This window comes from Sphingomonas sediminicola (genome assembly GCF_049991885.1).
GTDB lineage: Bacteria > Pseudomonadota > Alphaproteobacteria > Sphingomonadales > Sphingomonadaceae > Sphingomicrobium > Sphingomicrobium sediminicola.
This window is the reverse complement of record NZ_CP178916.1, coordinates 1,496,070-1,510,339: the sequence shown is the minus strand read 5'-3', so window position 1 is coordinate 1,510,339 and position 14,270 is coordinate 1,496,070. Positions and strand designations below refer to the sequence as shown.

Annotated in this window: 14 protein-coding genes and 1 tRNA gene; 11 read left to right on the top strand and 4 right to left on the bottom strand. The window is 63.9% G+C overall.

Annotation, left to right across the window (positions count from 1 at the left end):
* Positions 1–29 precede the first annotated feature (29 nt).
* The 3 genes from ACMC5O_RS07790 to ACMC5O_RS07780 are packed head-to-tail and all read left to right on the top strand — an operon-like array spanning position 30 to position 6,342.
* Positions 30–2,078 (top strand): prolyl oligopeptidase family serine peptidase, encoded by a 2,049-nt coding sequence (locus tag ACMC5O_RS07790; RefSeq protein ID WP_426692651.1) that lies wholly within the window; start codon positions 30–32, stop codon positions 2,076–2,078.
* Positions 2,079–2,115: 37 nt separating this feature from the next.
* Entirely contained in the window at positions 2,116–4,875 is a 2,760-nt protein-coding gene (locus ACMC5O_RS07785) for a valine--tRNA ligase (protein ID WP_187709250.1), read from the top strand.
* Between the two features lie 12 nt (positions 4,876–4,887).
* Positions 4,888–6,342, top strand: coding sequence for an MATE family efflux transporter (locus ACMC5O_RS07780; RefSeq protein WP_426692650.1), 1,455 nt, complete (start codon positions 4,888–4,890; stop codon positions 6,340–6,342).
* Here the strand turns inward: ACMC5O_RS07780 and ACMC5O_RS07775 are convergent.
* Complete coding sequence (locus tag ACMC5O_RS07775) at positions 6,339–7,226, bottom strand: diacylglycerol/lipid kinase family protein (protein ID WP_187709251.1); 888 nt, start codon at positions 7,224–7,226, stop codon at positions 6,339–6,341. The two genes, ACMC5O_RS07780 and ACMC5O_RS07775, sit on opposite strands and share 4 nt — an antisense overlap.
* Before the next feature lie 64 nt (positions 7,227–7,290).
* Here ACMC5O_RS07775 and hemB point away from each other — a divergent pair, with 64 nt between their 5' ends.
* The 3 genes from hemB to ACMC5O_RS07760 are packed head-to-tail and all read left to right on the top strand — an operon-like array spanning position 7,291 to position 10,287.
* Entirely contained in the window at positions 7,291–8,283 is a 993-nt protein-coding gene (hemB, locus tag ACMC5O_RS07770; protein WP_187709252.1) for a porphobilinogen synthase, read from the top strand.
* Positions 8,283–9,722, top strand: a complete 1,440-nt coding sequence (locus tag ACMC5O_RS07765; protein WP_426692649.1) for a pyridoxal phosphate-dependent decarboxylase family protein — start codon at positions 8,283–8,285, stop codon at positions 9,720–9,722. Before hemB ends, ACMC5O_RS07765 begins: the two co-directional genes overlap by 1 nt.
* Positions 9,715–10,287, top strand: coding sequence for a GNAT family N-acetyltransferase (locus tag ACMC5O_RS07760; RefSeq protein ID WP_426692648.1), 573 nt, complete (start codon positions 9,715–9,717; stop codon positions 10,285–10,287). The genes ACMC5O_RS07765 and ACMC5O_RS07760 overlap by 8 nt, the downstream gene beginning before the upstream one ends.
* On the opposite strand, the gene ACMC5O_RS07755 is transcribed toward ACMC5O_RS07760, so the two are convergent.
* Complete coding sequence (locus tag ACMC5O_RS07755; RefSeq protein ID WP_426692647.1) at positions 10,284–10,793, bottom strand: hypothetical protein; 510 nt, start codon at positions 10,791–10,793, stop codon at positions 10,284–10,286. The two genes, ACMC5O_RS07760 and ACMC5O_RS07755, sit on opposite strands and share 4 nt — an antisense overlap.
* A 98-nt stretch (positions 10,794–10,891) precedes the next feature.
* Between ACMC5O_RS07755 and ACMC5O_RS07750 the strand changes: the two genes are divergently transcribed.
* From ACMC5O_RS07750 to ACMC5O_RS07740, 3 genes are all read left to right on the top strand, one after another.
* Positions 10,892–10,968, top strand: a tRNA-Arg gene (locus tag ACMC5O_RS07750).
* A 76-nt stretch (positions 10,969–11,044) separates the two neighbouring features.
* Entirely contained in the window at positions 11,045–11,491 is a 447-nt protein-coding gene (locus tag ACMC5O_RS07745) for a DUF2231 domain-containing protein (RefSeq protein WP_426692646.1), read from the top strand.
* Positions 11,488–12,843, top strand: coding sequence for a PQQ-dependent sugar dehydrogenase (locus ACMC5O_RS07740; RefSeq protein ID WP_426692645.1), 1,356 nt, complete (start codon positions 11,488–11,490; stop codon positions 12,841–12,843). The genes ACMC5O_RS07745 and ACMC5O_RS07740 overlap by 4 nt, the downstream gene beginning before the upstream one ends.
* Positions 12,844–12,872: 29 nt before the next feature.
* Here ACMC5O_RS07740 and ACMC5O_RS07735 read toward each other — a convergent pair whose 3' ends face one another.
* Positions 12,873–13,031, bottom strand: coding sequence for a hypothetical protein (locus ACMC5O_RS07735; RefSeq protein ID WP_187709257.1), 159 nt, complete (start codon positions 13,029–13,031; stop codon positions 12,873–12,875).
* A 220-nt stretch (positions 13,032–13,251) separates the two neighbouring features.
* Between ACMC5O_RS07735 and ACMC5O_RS07730 the strand changes: the two genes are divergently transcribed.
* Both ACMC5O_RS07730 and ACMC5O_RS07725 read left to right on the top strand, forming a co-directional pair.
* A complete protein-coding gene (locus ACMC5O_RS07730; RefSeq protein WP_187710021.1) occupies positions 13,252–13,506 on the top strand; it encodes a hypothetical protein in 255 nt (84 codons plus the stop codon).
* 49 nt (positions 13,507–13,555) lie between these two features.
* Positions 13,556–13,903 carry a hypothetical protein gene (locus ACMC5O_RS07725; protein ID WP_187709258.1) on the top strand — a complete coding sequence of 116 codons (348 nt, stop codon included), beginning with the start codon at positions 13,556–13,558 and terminating at the stop codon, positions 13,901–13,903.
* Here the strand turns inward: ACMC5O_RS07725 and ACMC5O_RS07720 are convergent.
* Entirely contained in the window at positions 13,830–14,177 is a 348-nt protein-coding gene (locus ACMC5O_RS07720) for a hypothetical protein (protein ID WP_426692644.1), read from the bottom strand. The two genes, ACMC5O_RS07725 and ACMC5O_RS07720, sit on opposite strands and share 74 nt — an antisense overlap.
* Positions 14,178–14,270: the final 93 nt, after the last annotated feature.

The window sequence follows — 14,270 nt, the reverse complement described above, 5'->3', positions numbered from 1 at the left end:
CCACGCGGAGGCTTTGCTACGCCTCCGGCATGATCAAGACGTCGCTGTTCGTGGCCGCTTCCGCCGCCTCTCTCGCCCTCACTTCGCCTGCCACTGCCCGACCGATGACCGCCACTGACATGCACATGATGCATCGCGTTGGCGCTCCGGAGCTCTCGCCGGACGGCAAGTGGGCGGTGTTCACCATTTCCGACACCGACTTGGCGGCGAACAAGCGAAACAACACCCTCTATCTACTCGACCTGACTATGTCGGGAGCGGCACCGAAAGCCGTGACGGGCGCGCAGAAGGGTCACGACGCCGTGTTCGGCGTGGACGGCGCGCTCTACTTCCTGATGGCGGTCGGCGAGCGCGACCAGCTTTTCCGGATGCCGATCGGCGGCGCTCCGCAGCAGATGAGCGACTTCGGCGCCGACGTTGCCGGGTTCAAGCTCGCTCCCACCGGCGACCGCGTGATCGTCTGGGCCGACCAGAAGGACTGCCCGGACCTCGCCTGCGCGGCGACGACCTTCCCGGCAAAGCCTGCGGGCACCGGTCGCACTTACGATAAATTGTTCGTTCGGCACTGGGATAGCTGGGCCGAACCCGGCACCAGGTCGCGCATTTATTCCTTCCCGATCGAGGGCGGAAAGCTGACGGGCGGGGGTGTTCGTCTCACCGACAATCTTGAGGGAGATACGCCGTCCAAGCCCATGGGCGGCGGCGAGGAGATCGCGTTCGCGCCCGACGGCAGGACGGTTTACTTCGCGCTTCGGGAGGCCGGTCGTATCGAGCCGCTTTCGACCAATCTCGACATCTTCGCGAGCCCTGCCGACGGCAGCGCTCCGCCGGCCAACCTGACCGATGCCAACGAGGGCACGGATAACCTGCCCGCTGTCTCGCCGGACGGGCGGACGCTCGCCTACTTCGCGATGGCCCGCGCAGGCTACGAAGCCGACCGCCAAGTTCTCCAGCTCCGCGACCTCGCCACGGGCCAGACGCGCGCTCTAACTCAAGGCTGGGACCGCTCGGTCGGCTCGATCGAATGGGCCCGCGACGGAAAGAGCCTGCTCGTGACCGCCGAGGACACGCTCGAACAGCCAGTGTTCCGCGTCGATGCCAAGAGCGGCAAGGTGACGCGCCTTACCCGCGACGGGCACTTCGGCAACGTCCGCGCGCTACCGAACGGCGGCGCAGTCGCGACCATGAACAGCATCATGGCGCCGGACGAGATCTACCGCCTGGATCGCAGCGGCAAGGCCGTGAAGATGACCAATGCCAATGGCGCGCTCCTCGCTGAGCTCGACCCGGTCACTTTCAAGAAGTTCAGCTTCGCCGGCGCCAACAACGATACGGTTTGGGGCTGGACCCTGAAGCCGGCCGACGCGACCGGGAAACTGCCAATCGCTTTGCTGGTCCACGGCGGACCGCAGGGCACGTTCAGCAACAGCTGGTCGTACCGCTGGAACCCGCGCGTCTTCTCCGGGCCGGGCTATGGCGTGGTCACAGTCGATTTCCACGGATCGACCGGTTACGGCCAGGCCTTCACGGACTCCATCAACAAGAATTGGGGCGGTTGGCCGCTGGAGGACCTGCAGAAGGGGCTCGCCTACGTCACTGGGCATGAACCACAGCTCGACGCGGGCAATGCCTGCGCGCTCGGCGGCTCATACGGCGGCTACATGATGAACTGGATCGAAGGCCGCTGGCCCGACCGGTTCAAGTGCCTCGTCCAGCATGACGGAATCTTCGACGCTCGCGCCATGGCCTATGAGACGGAAGAGTTGTGGTTCGACGAATGGGAGCACGGCGGTAAGCCGTACTACGAGGATCCCGCGGCATTCGAGCAGTGGAACCCGGTCAATTACGTCAGCGCCTGGAAGACGCCGCAACTGGTTATCACCAGCGAGAATGACTTCCGCGTCCCTTATACGCAGGGGATTGCGGCGTTCACGGCGCTCCAGCGGCGCAACATCCCGTCGCGCCTGCTGATTTACCCGGACGAGAACCACTGGGTGCTGAAGCCCAAGAACTCGATCCAGTGGTATGACGAGGTGTTCGGCTGGATGAACCGCTGGATGGGCAAGCCCGCGCAGTAAGGTTGATGCTGCAGCGCGGCATCGCTAACCGCCGCGCATGAGCGAATTGCCGAAAACCTTCGATCCGTCCGCGATCGAGCAGCGCTGGTATGAGCATTGGGAGTCCAAAGGACTCTTCCGGCCCGCGCGGCCGGACGAGGAGCCGTGGACGATCGTCATGCCGCCGCCCAACGTCACGGGCTCGCTGCACATCGGCCATGCACTCGACAATACGCTTCAGGACGTTCTGACCCGGCGCGAACGCATGCGCGGCAAGGACGCGCTCTGGGTGGTCGGGACGGACCATGCCGGAATCGCCACGCAGATGGTGGTCGAGCGCAATCTCGAAAGCCAGGGCGTCAAGCGCGCTGAGATCGGCCGCGAGGCCTTCCTTGAGCATGTCTGGGAGTGGAAGGCGCAATCGGGCGGCTCGATCACTCGCCAGCTTCGCCGTCTCGGCGCGTCATGCGACTGGGCGAATGAGCGGTTCACGATGGACCCGGGCTTTTCGAAGGCCGTCATCAAGGTTTTCGTCGAGCTCTACAATCGCAAATTGCTCTATCGCGCCAAGCGCCTCGTGAACTGGGACCCCAAGTTCCAGACAGCGATCAGCGATCTCGAAGTCGAGAACCGCGAAGTGCAGGGCCACATGTGGCACTTCAAATATCCGCTCGCCGACGGTGAGACCTATACCTACGTCGAGAAGGACGAGGACGGGAACGTCACGTTCCAGGAGACACGCGACTACATCTCGATCGCCACCACACGACCCGAGACCATGCTCGGCGACGGCGCGGTTGCGGTTCATCCGGACGACGTGCGCTACCGGCCGATCGTCGGCAAGCTTTGCGAAATCCCGGTTGGGCCGAAGGAGCATCGCCGCCTGATCCCGATCATAACCGACGACTATCCGGATCCCAATTTCGGTTCGGGCGCGGTGAAGATCACCGGCGCGCACGACCTCAACGACTATGGCGTCGCCCAGCGCAACGGCATTCCGATGTACCGGCTGATGGACGGCACCGCGCACATGCGCAGCGACGGGCCGTCCTACGAGGAGTCCGCGAAGCGTGCCGTCGAGATCGCTCGCGGGGCGACGGCAAGCCCCGAAGAGGTGGACGCGCTGAACCTCGTGCCCGAGGAATATCGCGGGCTGGATCGCTACGACGCTCGAAAGGCCGTGGTGGCCGACATCGACGCCGAGGGCCTGATGGTAACGGTCGAGGACAAGCTCATCATGCAGCCTTTCGGCGACCGGTCGGGGCTGGTGATCGAGCCGATGCTGACCGACCAGTGGTACGTCGACGCCGAAACGCTGGCGAAACCGGCGATCGAGGCAGTGCGGTCGGGCGACATCGCGGTCGTGCCGGAGACCTGGAAGAAGACTTGGTTCAACTGGCTCGAAAATATCCAACCCTGGTGTGTTTCCAGACAGTTATGGTGGGGCCACCGCATCCCGGCATGGTTCGATGCAAGTGGCAATGTTTTTGTCGCGGAAACATTTGAAGAAGCGCAACAACAGGCTGGCGAGGGCGTCGAGCTCCGCCAGGACGAAGATGTTCTCGACACCTGGTTCTCCTCGGCGCTGTGGCCGTTCGCGACGCTCGGCTGGCCGGATGCGACCGACGACCTGAAGCGACACTACCCGAACGACGTCCTCATTTCCGGCTTCGACATCATCTTCTTCTGGGATGCCCGCATGGCAATGCAGGGTTTCGAGTTCATGGGCGAGCGCCCGTGGAAGACGCTCTACCTCCACGGCCTGGTCCGCGATGCCAAAGGCCAGAAGATGTCGAAGTCGAAGGGCAATACGGTCGATCCGCTGGGTCTGATCGACAAATACGGCGCCGACGCCTTGCGCTTCACGATGGCGGCGATGGAAAGCCAGGGCCGGGACATCAAGCTCGATGAGAAGCGGGTCGAAGGCTATCGCAACTTCGCGACCAAGCTGTGGAATGCCGCGCGCTTCCTGCAGATGAAAGGCGTTGGCGCGAGCCAAAGCATCGCCGCGCCCGAGGTCGAGCTTCCGGTCAATCGCTGGATCATTGGCGAGGTCGTCGAAACGCTCGCCCTGCTCGACAAGGCGTTTGACGAGCTACGCTTCGACGACATGGCGAACGCCATCTACCACTTCACCTGGGGCACCTTCTGCGACTGGTACCTGGAGCTGGTGAAGGGCGCGTTCGACGAGGAAACCAAGCGTGTTGCCGCCTGGGCGTTCGACCAGATCCTGGTCATGCTCCACCCGTTCATGCCCTTCGTTACCGAAGAGCTGTGGAACGCGAACGAGCGGCCTTACGAATTGATCGTGGCGAAGTGGCCGGAGCCGCAGGCTCAAGGTGACCCGCGCGCGAAGGCGGAAATCGAATGGCTGATCGATGTCGTCAGCGAGGTTCGCTCAGCTCGCACCGAGCTCAACGTGCCGCCGTCGGCCAAGCTGCACCTATTCGCGACGAACGCGCCGGATGAGATCGCCGATCGCCTCGATCGCCTTCACGCCATGCTGACGCGTCTGGCGCGGCTGGAATCGATCCAGCTTTCGCCGTTCGACGGTGCTGGCGCGGCGCAGGTCGTGGTTGGAGGAACGACCTATGCCCTTCCGCTGGGAGGCGTGATCGACCTCGCAGCCGAGCGCGGACGCCTGTTGAAAGCCGTAGGAGCCGCCGAAAAGGAACGCGACAATCTTGCCCAACGCCTGAATAACCCGGCCTTCACCGAGCGCGCCAAGCCGGAGGCCGTCGATAAGGCCCGTTCCGACTATGCCGAGAAGTCCGCTGAGGCCGAACGTTACCGCGCTGCGTTGGAGCGGCTCGGCTAGAGGAGTTTCTGAATGGCGGACGCGGCATTGCGCGGACGGGGCGACCTGACGCAGGGCAGCATTGGTCCGACCCTGCTCAAGTTCGCCATCCCGACGCTCGCCTCGTCGATCCTCCAGTCGCTGAACGGCACGATCAACGCGATCTGGGTCGGCCGCTTCCTCGGCGAGCACGCGCTTGCCGCGACGTCCAACGCCAACATGGTCATGTTCCTGCTGACCGCCTTCGTGTTCGGCTTCGGAATGGCTTCGACCATCCTCATCGGCCAGTATTGGGGCCGGAAGGACGTCGACGAGGCGCGCAAGATCTTCGGCACCGCCGCGGGCGCGTTCGGGATCATCACCATCCTCATAGCGATAGCGGGTTGGTTCCTGTCTCCAGCCATTCTCCACGCGCTCGGGACGCCGGGCGACGCGGAGCAGCTCGCGCTCGAATATCTGCGGGTGATTTTCCTCGCCATGCCGGCGCTGCTGCTGTTGACCCTCCTGATGATGGCGCTGCGCGGGGCAGGGGACAGCCTGACGCCGCTCTGGTTCATGATCGTCGCCGTCGTCCTCGACAGCGGCCTCAATCCGGTCTTCATCCTTGGCCTCGGCCCGATCCCGCGCATGGGAATCGCTGGCTCGGCCATGTCGACGCTCGTCGGCAATTACCTCGCCCTGATCGGCCTACTGATCTACATGTACGCGCAGGATTTACCGCTCCGGCTGCGGGGGCGGGAGCTTTGCTACCTCTGGCCCAATTTTGCGATCCTCAGGACGATTGTCACCAAGGGTCTGCCGATGGGCATTCAGATGGTCGTCATCTCGATGTCGGCACTGGCGCTCGTCAGCCTCGTAAATCGTGAAGGCGTAGATACGACCGCAGCGTTCGGCGTGGCGATGCAGCTGTGGACCTACGTGCAGATGCCGGCGATGGCTCTCGGTGCTGCGGTTAGCGCGATGACTGCGCAGAACATCGGCGCGGGCCGCTGGGACCGGGTCAATGCGATCACACGGTCGGGGGTCATCTACACATTGCTGATCACCGGGGCGCTGATCGTCCTTCTGACGCTGGCGGATCGTACCGTGCTGGCGCTGTTCATGGGTAGCGACAGTCCCGCTCTGCCGATCGCCCGCCACATTCACATGCTGGCGACCTGGAACTTCCTTTTGTTCGGCGTGACGATGGTTCTGTTCGGGACCGTGCGCGCGAACGGCGCGGTGTGGGCGCCGCTGATCATCCTCGCCGTCGGCCTGGTGGCGGTCAGGTTCGGATGGATCCTCGCGACCTACGAATGGCTGGGTGCCGACGCGCTGTGGAGCAGCTTCCCGGTTGCTTCGGCTGCCAATATGCTTCTGGCCGTCGCCTACTATTTCAAGGGCGGCTGGCGAAAGGCGCGAATGGCCGTCCAGCCGAGCGTGGACGAGTGCATCGAAGAAGCGGAGGCCACTCGCGAACCGGGCGGCGCGCTCAATCCGGCAGGCTAATCGCGCGGGGCAGCGATCGTCACGCCATCCGGCAGTGCGCTGATCTTGAGAGGAGTCTCGGCGCCGACTTCGCCGTCGATCGAGACTTTCATCCTCGGCTTAGTGCTGAGCGTGAACTCGCTGGCGACGAATTCGCGGACCGTCTGGTGCCGTGCCTTTAGTTTGACGGCAGACGCGAAATAGCTCCAGCCGAGCTTGGCTACGCTCCGGCCGGTGACGACCTGTACGACGATCTCGCCGCTCTTGAGGTCGGCATTCTCGATCAGCTCGATCCCGCCGTGAAAGCGGCCATTGGCGATGCGCACCTCGGTTGCCCACATGCGCACCGTGCGCTTGCCGTCCTCCAGCTTGACCCGGAAAGCGCGGAAGTTGGCCGCCGACCATCCGGCCCAGATGAGGTAGCCGAGCCGCCCGAGGGTGCGCTTCAGGCCGTGCGGCACGCTTTCCGCGACCTTTGGCGCCAGGCCCATCGCCGCTGCGTTGAGGAAGTAATCGCCATTGATGCAGCCGACATCGATCTCCCGCGCTTCGCCCTTGGCGATCACGTCCACCGCGCCGTCCAGGTCGAGCGGCACGCCCATCGTCCGCGCAAAGCTGTTGGCGGTGCCGAGCGGAAGCAAAGCGAACACCACGTCCGTGCCGATGAAATAGTCGACGAACGAGGACAGCGACCCGTCGCCGCCGCCGACGATCACCATCGGCGCCTTCTCCAGCGCCTGCTTGACCTCTGTCTCCATGGACTTGGCGGTCTTGCATTTCTTGGCGGCGAGCAGTTCGATCCCGGCGGCGATCAGCTTGTCGCGCGCCTCCGCAAAGAGGTCGGCGCCCTTGCGGCTCCCCGCGTTGACCACGAGGATCGCTTGCTTCGGTAGAGATTTGCCCATCCGTGACCTCAATGTTCGGCGTGCCCTTTCTTTCCCCCGCACTCCCAGTCTATCTGCGCGCGCAATGACAGCGTCCTATCCAGCCCTGCGCATGCGCCGCGGCCGTTCGAGCCCCTGGATGCGCGACATGCTTGCCGAGAATCGGCTGCATCCGAGCGACTTCATCCTGCCTCTCTTCATTTGCGAAGGCTCCGGCTGCGAAGAACCGATCGGGTCGCTGCCGGGCGTCAGCCGCTGGAGCATCGATCGGATCACCGCCAAGGCCAAGGAAGCAGCGAGCCTCGGAATCCCGTGCATCGCGCTGTTCCCGAACACGCCGAGCGAGCTTCGCACCGAAGATGCGCGTGAAGCTCTCAACCCCGACAACCTCATCTGCCGTGCGACCAAGGCGATCAAGGATGCGGTGCCGGAGATCGGGGTCCTGACCGACGTCGCGCTCGACCCTTATACGGCGCACGGTCACGACGGGATCGTCGACGAGACCGGCTGGGTCATCAACGACGATACCGTGTCGATCCTCGTCGACCAGGCAGTCGTGCAGGCCGAGGCTGGCGCGGATATCATCGCGCCGTCGGACATGATGGACGGACGCGTCGCCGCGATCCGGTCGGCCCTGGAAGAGGGCGGACACCATAACGTCGCGATCATGGCCTATGCGGCAAAGTACGCTTCGGCCTTTTACGGACCGTTCAGAGAGGCGGTTGGCTCGCTCGGCCGGCTGAAGGGCGACAAGCGCGGCTACCAGATGAACCCCGCCAACATCGAGGAAGCGCTGCGGGAGGTGGAGCTGGACCTAGCGGAAGGCGCAGACTTCGTAATGGTGAAGCCGGGACTGCCCTATCTCGACGTCGTCCGCCACGTGAAGGACGCGTTCGGAGTGCCGACCTTCGTCTACCAGGTGAGCGGCGAATATGCGATGATCGAGGCGTCCGCTGCTGCGGGCGCCGGCGACCGCAACGCACTGATCCTGGAAACGCTGATGGCCTTCAAGCGCGCCGGAGCTACCGGCGTTCTTACCTACCACGCACTCGACGCCGCGCGGCTGATCCAGAGCTGATGCCGGAAGACCTGCGCACCGCAATCCTCCGGTTGCGCGAGGCGGCTTCCCCGCTGGAGCCGGACGCCGAGGCTCGCCGTTCGCTTGGAAAGCAGGCTCTGGATCATGCCCTGGCCTATCTCGAGCAGGTCGAGACGGCATCGACCAACCGGCCCTGGTCGGAGGTATTCTCGCAGCATCTGGAGCCCGAGTTTGCCGAGCAGGGTCGCGATCCGGCACGAGTGCTCGATTACGTTGCGGAATGCGTCGACCGGCCGGGTTTCGCCACCACATCGCCAAGGTTCATGGCCTACATCCCGGGCGGGGGACTGTTCCACTCGGCGCTAGGCGACTTGCTTGCGGCCGCTTCGAACAAATATTCGGGTTTCGCCTCGGCAAGCCCCGGTGCGGTGCGCATCGAGAATGCCTGCACGCAATGGCTGGCGAGCGTCATTGGCTATCCAGAGACCGCGGCGGGGACGCTGACCAGCGGCGGAAGTATTGCCAATTTGACCGCCGTTGTCGCCGCGCGAGAAGCTCGCGATCCGGACGGCGGCGGCGCGGTCTATACGACCCGCTTCGCCCATTATTGCATCGAAAAGGCGCTCCACATCGCGGGAAGGGGCCGATCGCCTCGCCGGCAGATCGAGACCGATGCGAGCCACCGCATGTCGGTCGCGGCGCTCGAGGAAGCGCTTGAGGCGGACGTGCGCAACGGCATCCGCCCGTGGCTGGTCGTCGCGTCGGGCGGGACGGTCGACACGGGCGCAATCGATCCCCTGCCGGAGATTGCCGAACTCTGCCGCAAATACGGCGCATGGTTTCACGTCGATGGGGCTTACGGAGGGCTGTTCGCGCTATGTGACGAGGGCCGCGAGCTGCTCCAGGGCATCGACCAGGCCGACAGCGTCGCGCTCGATCCGCACAAGACATTGTTCCTGCCCTACGGGACAGGCGCAGCGCTGGTCCGCGACGGGAGGCACCTGACCGAGGCCTTCAGCGCCACCGCCCATTACATCAGCCCTCTCGGCGAGTCCGAAGTCGGGCCGTCGCCCGCCGATCTGTCACCCGAGCTGACGCGCCATTTCCGCGCAATGAGGCTTTGGCTTCCGCTGCAGATCGCCGGCGTCGCCGCCTTCCGCGCCGCCCAATCGGAGAAGCTTGCGCTCGCCCGATATTTCCACCAGCGGCTGTCCGAGATCGACGGCTTCGATCCCGGTCCGGCGCCGGACCTGTCCGTCGTCGCCTTCCGCTATGTGCCTGAAGGCGGCGATGCGGACGAATTCACGGAGCGACTGCTCAAACACCTGCAGCAGGAAGGCCGCGTCATGATGAGCGGCACCCGGATCGACGGCACCTACTACATCCGCTGCGCGATCCTCTGCTTTCGCACGCATGTCGAGCATGTGGACCAGGCCATAGATGCCATTGTCGAGGGAGTGAAAACACTGAATGGCTGAGATTGTCGCGGAGACCGAACGGCTCCGCCTGCGTACATGGGATCCGGAAGACCTCGACGAGTTCGTCCGCCACACCAACACCGAACCGGTCATGCGGTGGCTCGGCGGCGTCTGGCCGCGTGAGAAGCATGAGGCCGCGCTTGGCCGCATCGAACGGTACCAGCGCGAATTCGGCCACACCTTTTGGATCGTCGAGCGAAAATTCGATGGCGCTCTGCTCGGCTTTTGCGGGTTGAAGAGGGTGAACAGCGAAGGCGCTCCGAACCCCGGCGATTTCGAGGTGGGCTGGCGCCTGCGCGAGGATGCGTGGGGGCAGGGCTATGCGAAGGAAGCCGCAATCGCGAGTCTCGACCTCGCGTTTGAGACGTTCGGAGCACCGCACGTCGTGGCGCTCACCGTCCGGCAGAATGAGGCCAGCCAGGGCCTGATGAAGCGCCTACGCATGAACCGCCGCGAAGACATGGACTTCCAGAGCACCGACATGCCCCCGGAGCTGAACCCGGTGATCACCTATAGAATTGATGCGGATGAGTGGCCTGCAGCCAGGGCCGCTGCACTCGGTTAGAGGCCGAGGCGCTTCTCGATCGCGTCGATGCGGTCGGACTGGTTGCGGTCGATCGCCGATACTGTCTTCGCGGCCTGCTGGATCGCGGCGAGGTTGCCCGCGGGAATCCCGCCCTTCGTTTCGAGAGCGATGGACGCGAGCGCGTCTATGTCCCCCAGCGCACGAGTCGTCGGCGCTCGCGCGGCCTGTGCGGCAGACAGGGCCTGCTGCGCCGCGATCCAGCTTTCGCTCTGTTGCTTGCCGGCAGCCTCGGCGAGCCGCTCGGCATCACCCACCGCGCTCTGGAAGGCGGAATCGCCCGCCTGCGCCTGGTCGACCAGGAAGGCGAGATGGGCGGAAAGAGAGGCGTCGGCCGGTCCGACCTGCACTTCGCTGGGAATCGGGATGCGCGGATCGATCGCCTCGGCGGCCCGCGGCGCCAGCGATGGCGTCGGGCCTTCAGGGGAGGTCGAGCAAGCGCTGACGAGGCCAAACGACGCGATTACGAGCGAAAAGCGGGTCCGCATGGGCCATGCTGTAGGAGCGGGCCTCATCGCCTGCAATCTCGGGCTTGCCTCTCCGGCATCAGCCTCCTATGTCGCGCCCCTGCCGTTTCCACGGCCGCGCGCCCGTAGCTCAGCTGGATAGAGCATCAGACTACGAATTTGAGGGTCGGACGTTCGAATTGTTCCGGGCGCGCCATTTTCCTCACGTCATTGTTGTTGGAACCGCTAGGCGGCTTGGCCGTAGTGCGCACGCCACTTGAGAGGCGATGTGTATGGCTGAGTATCTTCCCGGGGATGAGCCCGTTCGGGTTAGCCACGGCGCGCTCGACACGCTTCATGCGCTCTTGGGTGCGCTTCCGATCGCCTATTTTCTTTTGGCCTTCCTGATTGACGTGACCTACGTCCGCTCGACCTATTTCATCTGGCCGATCTTCTCGATCTGGCTGATCGTCGCCGGCCTGGTTGCGGGCGGCCTCGCGGTCCTCATCGGCATCTTCGACTGGCTGGCTAGCCGCCGCTCGACCCGTGCGCGAGGCTCGGGATGGCATATGCTCCTGACGCTCGCCGCCTTGCTTCTCGGCCTCCTCAATGCCTTCGTCCACAGCCGGGACGGCTGGACCGCCGTCGTACCCGAGGGGATCATCCTCTCCGGCGTCACGACATTGCTGCTGATCGTTGCGGCCTTCCTGGGCGTCGTGACGTCGAGGAGGGCGGCATGATCGGCATCCGAAGCATGTTGCTGGCCGGGCTCGCCGTGTCGGCGCTCGCCGCTTGCAGCGATCCCAAGTTCGACGATTCGAGCCAGTTCGGCTCGAACCCCGTTCTCCCCGAACCGAAGCAGTTCCTGGTCCCGCCGATCAACGTCATCCCGGGACCCGGCTGGGAGAAAGGACATACGCCCGACGTTGCGACTGGCCTTGAGGTGAAGCCCCTGGCGACGGGGCTCAGTCATCCACGATTCCTGTATGTCCTGCCCAACGGCGACATACTCGTCGTGCAGGCGAAGCCGCCATCCGAGCCGGTCAAGAAACCCAAGGATATCGTCTTCAACTGGGTGTGGGGAAGTGCCGCAACCAGCAAGGGCGGGGCGCAGCCGGCCAGCAAGATCACTCTCGTCCGCGACGCGAACGGCGACGGGAAGCCGGAGCTCGAGACCACGCTTCTCGACAATCTGAACGCGCCGTTCGGGGTCACTTGGGTCGATGGCACGCTCTACGTCGCCAACACCGATGGCGTGGTGGCCTATCCTTATGTTCCGGGGCAGGTGAAGGTCGGTGGTCCCGGCCGCATGCTGACGCCGCTTCCGGCCGGGATCATCAATCACCACTGGACCAAGAGTCTGGTGGCAAGCCCGGACGGGTCGAAGCTCTACGCAACGGTCGGATCCAACAGCAATATCGTCGAAAACGGGTTCGACGCCGAGCTGGGCAGGGCGGCCGTCTGGGAGATCGACCGGAAGACCGGTGCAGCGCGCGAGTTCGCGAGAGGGCTCCGCAATCCCAACAGTCCAGCCTTCTATCCGGGGACGAACACCTTCTACGTTGTCGTGAACGAGCGCGACGAGCTCGGCTCGCATCTCGTTCCCGATTACCTGACCTCGGTCCGCGATGGCGGTTTTTACGGTTGGCCCTATTCCTATTACGGCCAGCACCTCGATCCGCGCGTGCGGCCTCAGAATCCGGAAATGGTCGCAAGGGCGATCAAGCCGGATTACGCGCTCGGCTCGCACGTCGCTCCGTTGGGGCTCGCTTTCTACACGGGCGACCTGATGCCCCAGTTCAAGGGCGGGGCCTTCATCGGCGAGCACGGAAGCTGGGACCGCTACACGCCGTACGGCTACAAGGTCGTCTATGTCCCGTTCTCGGGCGGGCGGCCGTCAGGAAAGCCGGTCGATGTCGTCACCGGCTTCGTCGACGCGAAGGCGGACAAAGGATTCGGCCGGCCGGTGGGAGTCGCGGTCGACAGATTCGGTGCTTTGCTGGTCGCTGACGATTTCGGGAATGTGGTCTGGCGGGTTACGCCGTCAGGATGGCGTCCGAGCGAGCAGCCTCAAACTGCACACGCCACCTGATCTTTTATTAGAAAGTTTCTGCAGGCCTTTCAGGCGCTGGCAGGAATAATCGCATAAACCTGGGCACGTTCCGCGAAATCCGCGGCGAGCTTGGAATGCCAGGCACGGGCCTGTTCCGTCATTGCTCGTTGTGCCGCCATACGCTCTTCAACTGCCCTGCGACGATAGTAACGCTCGTTCGACTCCATGGTCCACGCCTCCCCAAAGGCTCCTTCCCCACAGATGCACGATGCGTACGGATCACTAAGACTAAGTTAATATCCACAGGGAGTCCGACGAACCGCCGGTTTCGTCCCGCCCTGACACAGGTTGTGGCGGAGGGGCGACAATACTGCCGCAATTGCGGATTATCCCCGAAACCTAACGACTCATCGCTCGTTGGAAGGCGAAAGGCTGGAAGGAATGAAGATGTTGAATCCGATTGAATCCCGCCGCGACCCGTTCAACCCCGCTGTTCGCGGCTATCACGCCGTGTACCGGGAGAATGAAGTGAATCACTGCCCGGGTTGCGGGCGCACGCACTGGTATCTTGGCCGCATGCTCGCCGAATGTGCGTTCTGCGGAACCGCGCTTCCGCTGCAGGAAGCCTATTGCAACGGCAATCGCGCCACGGTCATCGGCTGGAGCTCGCGCCCCAGCTACCAGGAGCTGCAGGCGGCCTGAGTCGCTGAAGTAATTTCCTGTTAAGCGCGGGCGCGATTATATTGCCCGCGTGAACAGGCTTATCGCCCTGACGATTGCAGCTTGGGCCGCGGTGGCGCCAATGCCCGCCGTGGCCCAAGGTGCGTCTGGCTTCTCGGTCGTCAACGCGACCGGCCTCAACATGTCCGGCCTGACGATCAGGCGTTACGGCACTGAGGGGTGGAGGAACCTCGGCACCGCTCCGTCACCGGGCGGGCGGGGGACCATCAACTTCAAGGATCCCGATTGCGCGTTCGACATCCAGGCGACGCTTCAAGGTGTCGGCCCGGTCGTCTGGTCCGGCGTCAATCTCTGCGAAGTAAAAACCGTGATCCTGAACCGAAACGCGTCGGGCGCGATTTGGGTCGATTACGAATGAGCTGATGCCGCCGCCGCGCAACCGGCGGCGCGTGACGGCCAATCTTCAGGGCAGCAGGCGCAGGCGTCACCGAATCCAGAAGCTTTGCGCCGGCGATGAACACGACGCCCGTGCAGGCGATCGCCAGAAGCACGCCGCCGTTGCCCGGATAGAGTTCGAGATAATGGCGAGCCCGTTCAACAGCACCCACAGCGATTGCGTAGGTCACCAGCCAGGCTTCGGTACGGGTCTTGATCGTGAACAACCGACCAATTTTGCTGAGCATCGTCATCATTAACACCTGAACGAGTCAGGCGCAGTTTTGAGCCGTTCCCACCCTAATGAACAGGGTTACGATAGGGTTAAGAAGGGGATTCTGTCTCGTTTC

Coding starts and splice junctions, on each gene's coding strand:
- ACMC5O_RS07780 (WP_426692650.1), top strand. CDS start 4,888: ATGGCGGACGCGGCATTGCGCGGACGGGGCGACCTGACGCAGGGCAGC.
- ACMC5O_RS07765 (WP_426692649.1), top strand. CDS start 8,283: ATGCCGGAAGACCTGCGCACCGCAATCCTCCGGTTGCGCGAGGCGGCT.
- ACMC5O_RS07790 (WP_426692651.1), top strand. CDS start 30: ATGATCAAGACGTCGCTGTTCGTGGCCGCTTCCGCCGCCTCTCTCGCC.
- ACMC5O_RS07775 (WP_187709251.1), bottom strand. CDS start 7,226: ATGGGCAAATCTCTACCGAAGCAAGCGATCCTCGTGGTCAACGCGGGG.
- ACMC5O_RS07785 (WP_187709250.1), top strand. CDS start 2,116: ATGAGCGAATTGCCGAAAACCTTCGATCCGTCCGCGATCGAGCAGCGC.
- ACMC5O_RS07735 (WP_187709257.1), bottom strand. CDS start 13,031: ATGGAGTCGAACGAGCGTTACTATCGTCGCAGGGCAGTTGAAGAGCGT.
- hemB (WP_187709252.1), top strand. CDS start 7,291: ATGACAGCGTCCTATCCAGCCCTGCGCATGCGCCGCGGCCGTTCGAGC.
- ACMC5O_RS07755 (WP_426692647.1), bottom strand. CDS start 10,793: ATGCGGACCCGCTTTTCGCTCGTAATCGCGTCGTTTGGCCTCGTCAGC.
- ACMC5O_RS07760 (WP_426692648.1), top strand. CDS start 9,715: ATGGCTGAGATTGTCGCGGAGACCGAACGGCTCCGCCTGCGTACATGG.
- ACMC5O_RS07720 (WP_426692644.1), bottom strand. CDS start 14,177: ATGATGACGATGCTCAGCAAAATTGGTCGGTTGTTCACGATCAAGACC.
- ACMC5O_RS07730 (WP_187710021.1), top strand. CDS start 13,252: ATGTTGAATCCGATTGAATCCCGCCGCGACCCGTTCAACCCCGCTGTT.
- ACMC5O_RS07745 (WP_426692646.1), top strand. CDS start 11,045: ATGGCTGAGTATCTTCCCGGGGATGAGCCCGTTCGGGTTAGCCACGGC.
- ACMC5O_RS07740 (WP_426692645.1), top strand. CDS start 11,488: ATGATCGGCATCCGAAGCATGTTGCTGGCCGGGCTCGCCGTGTCGGCG.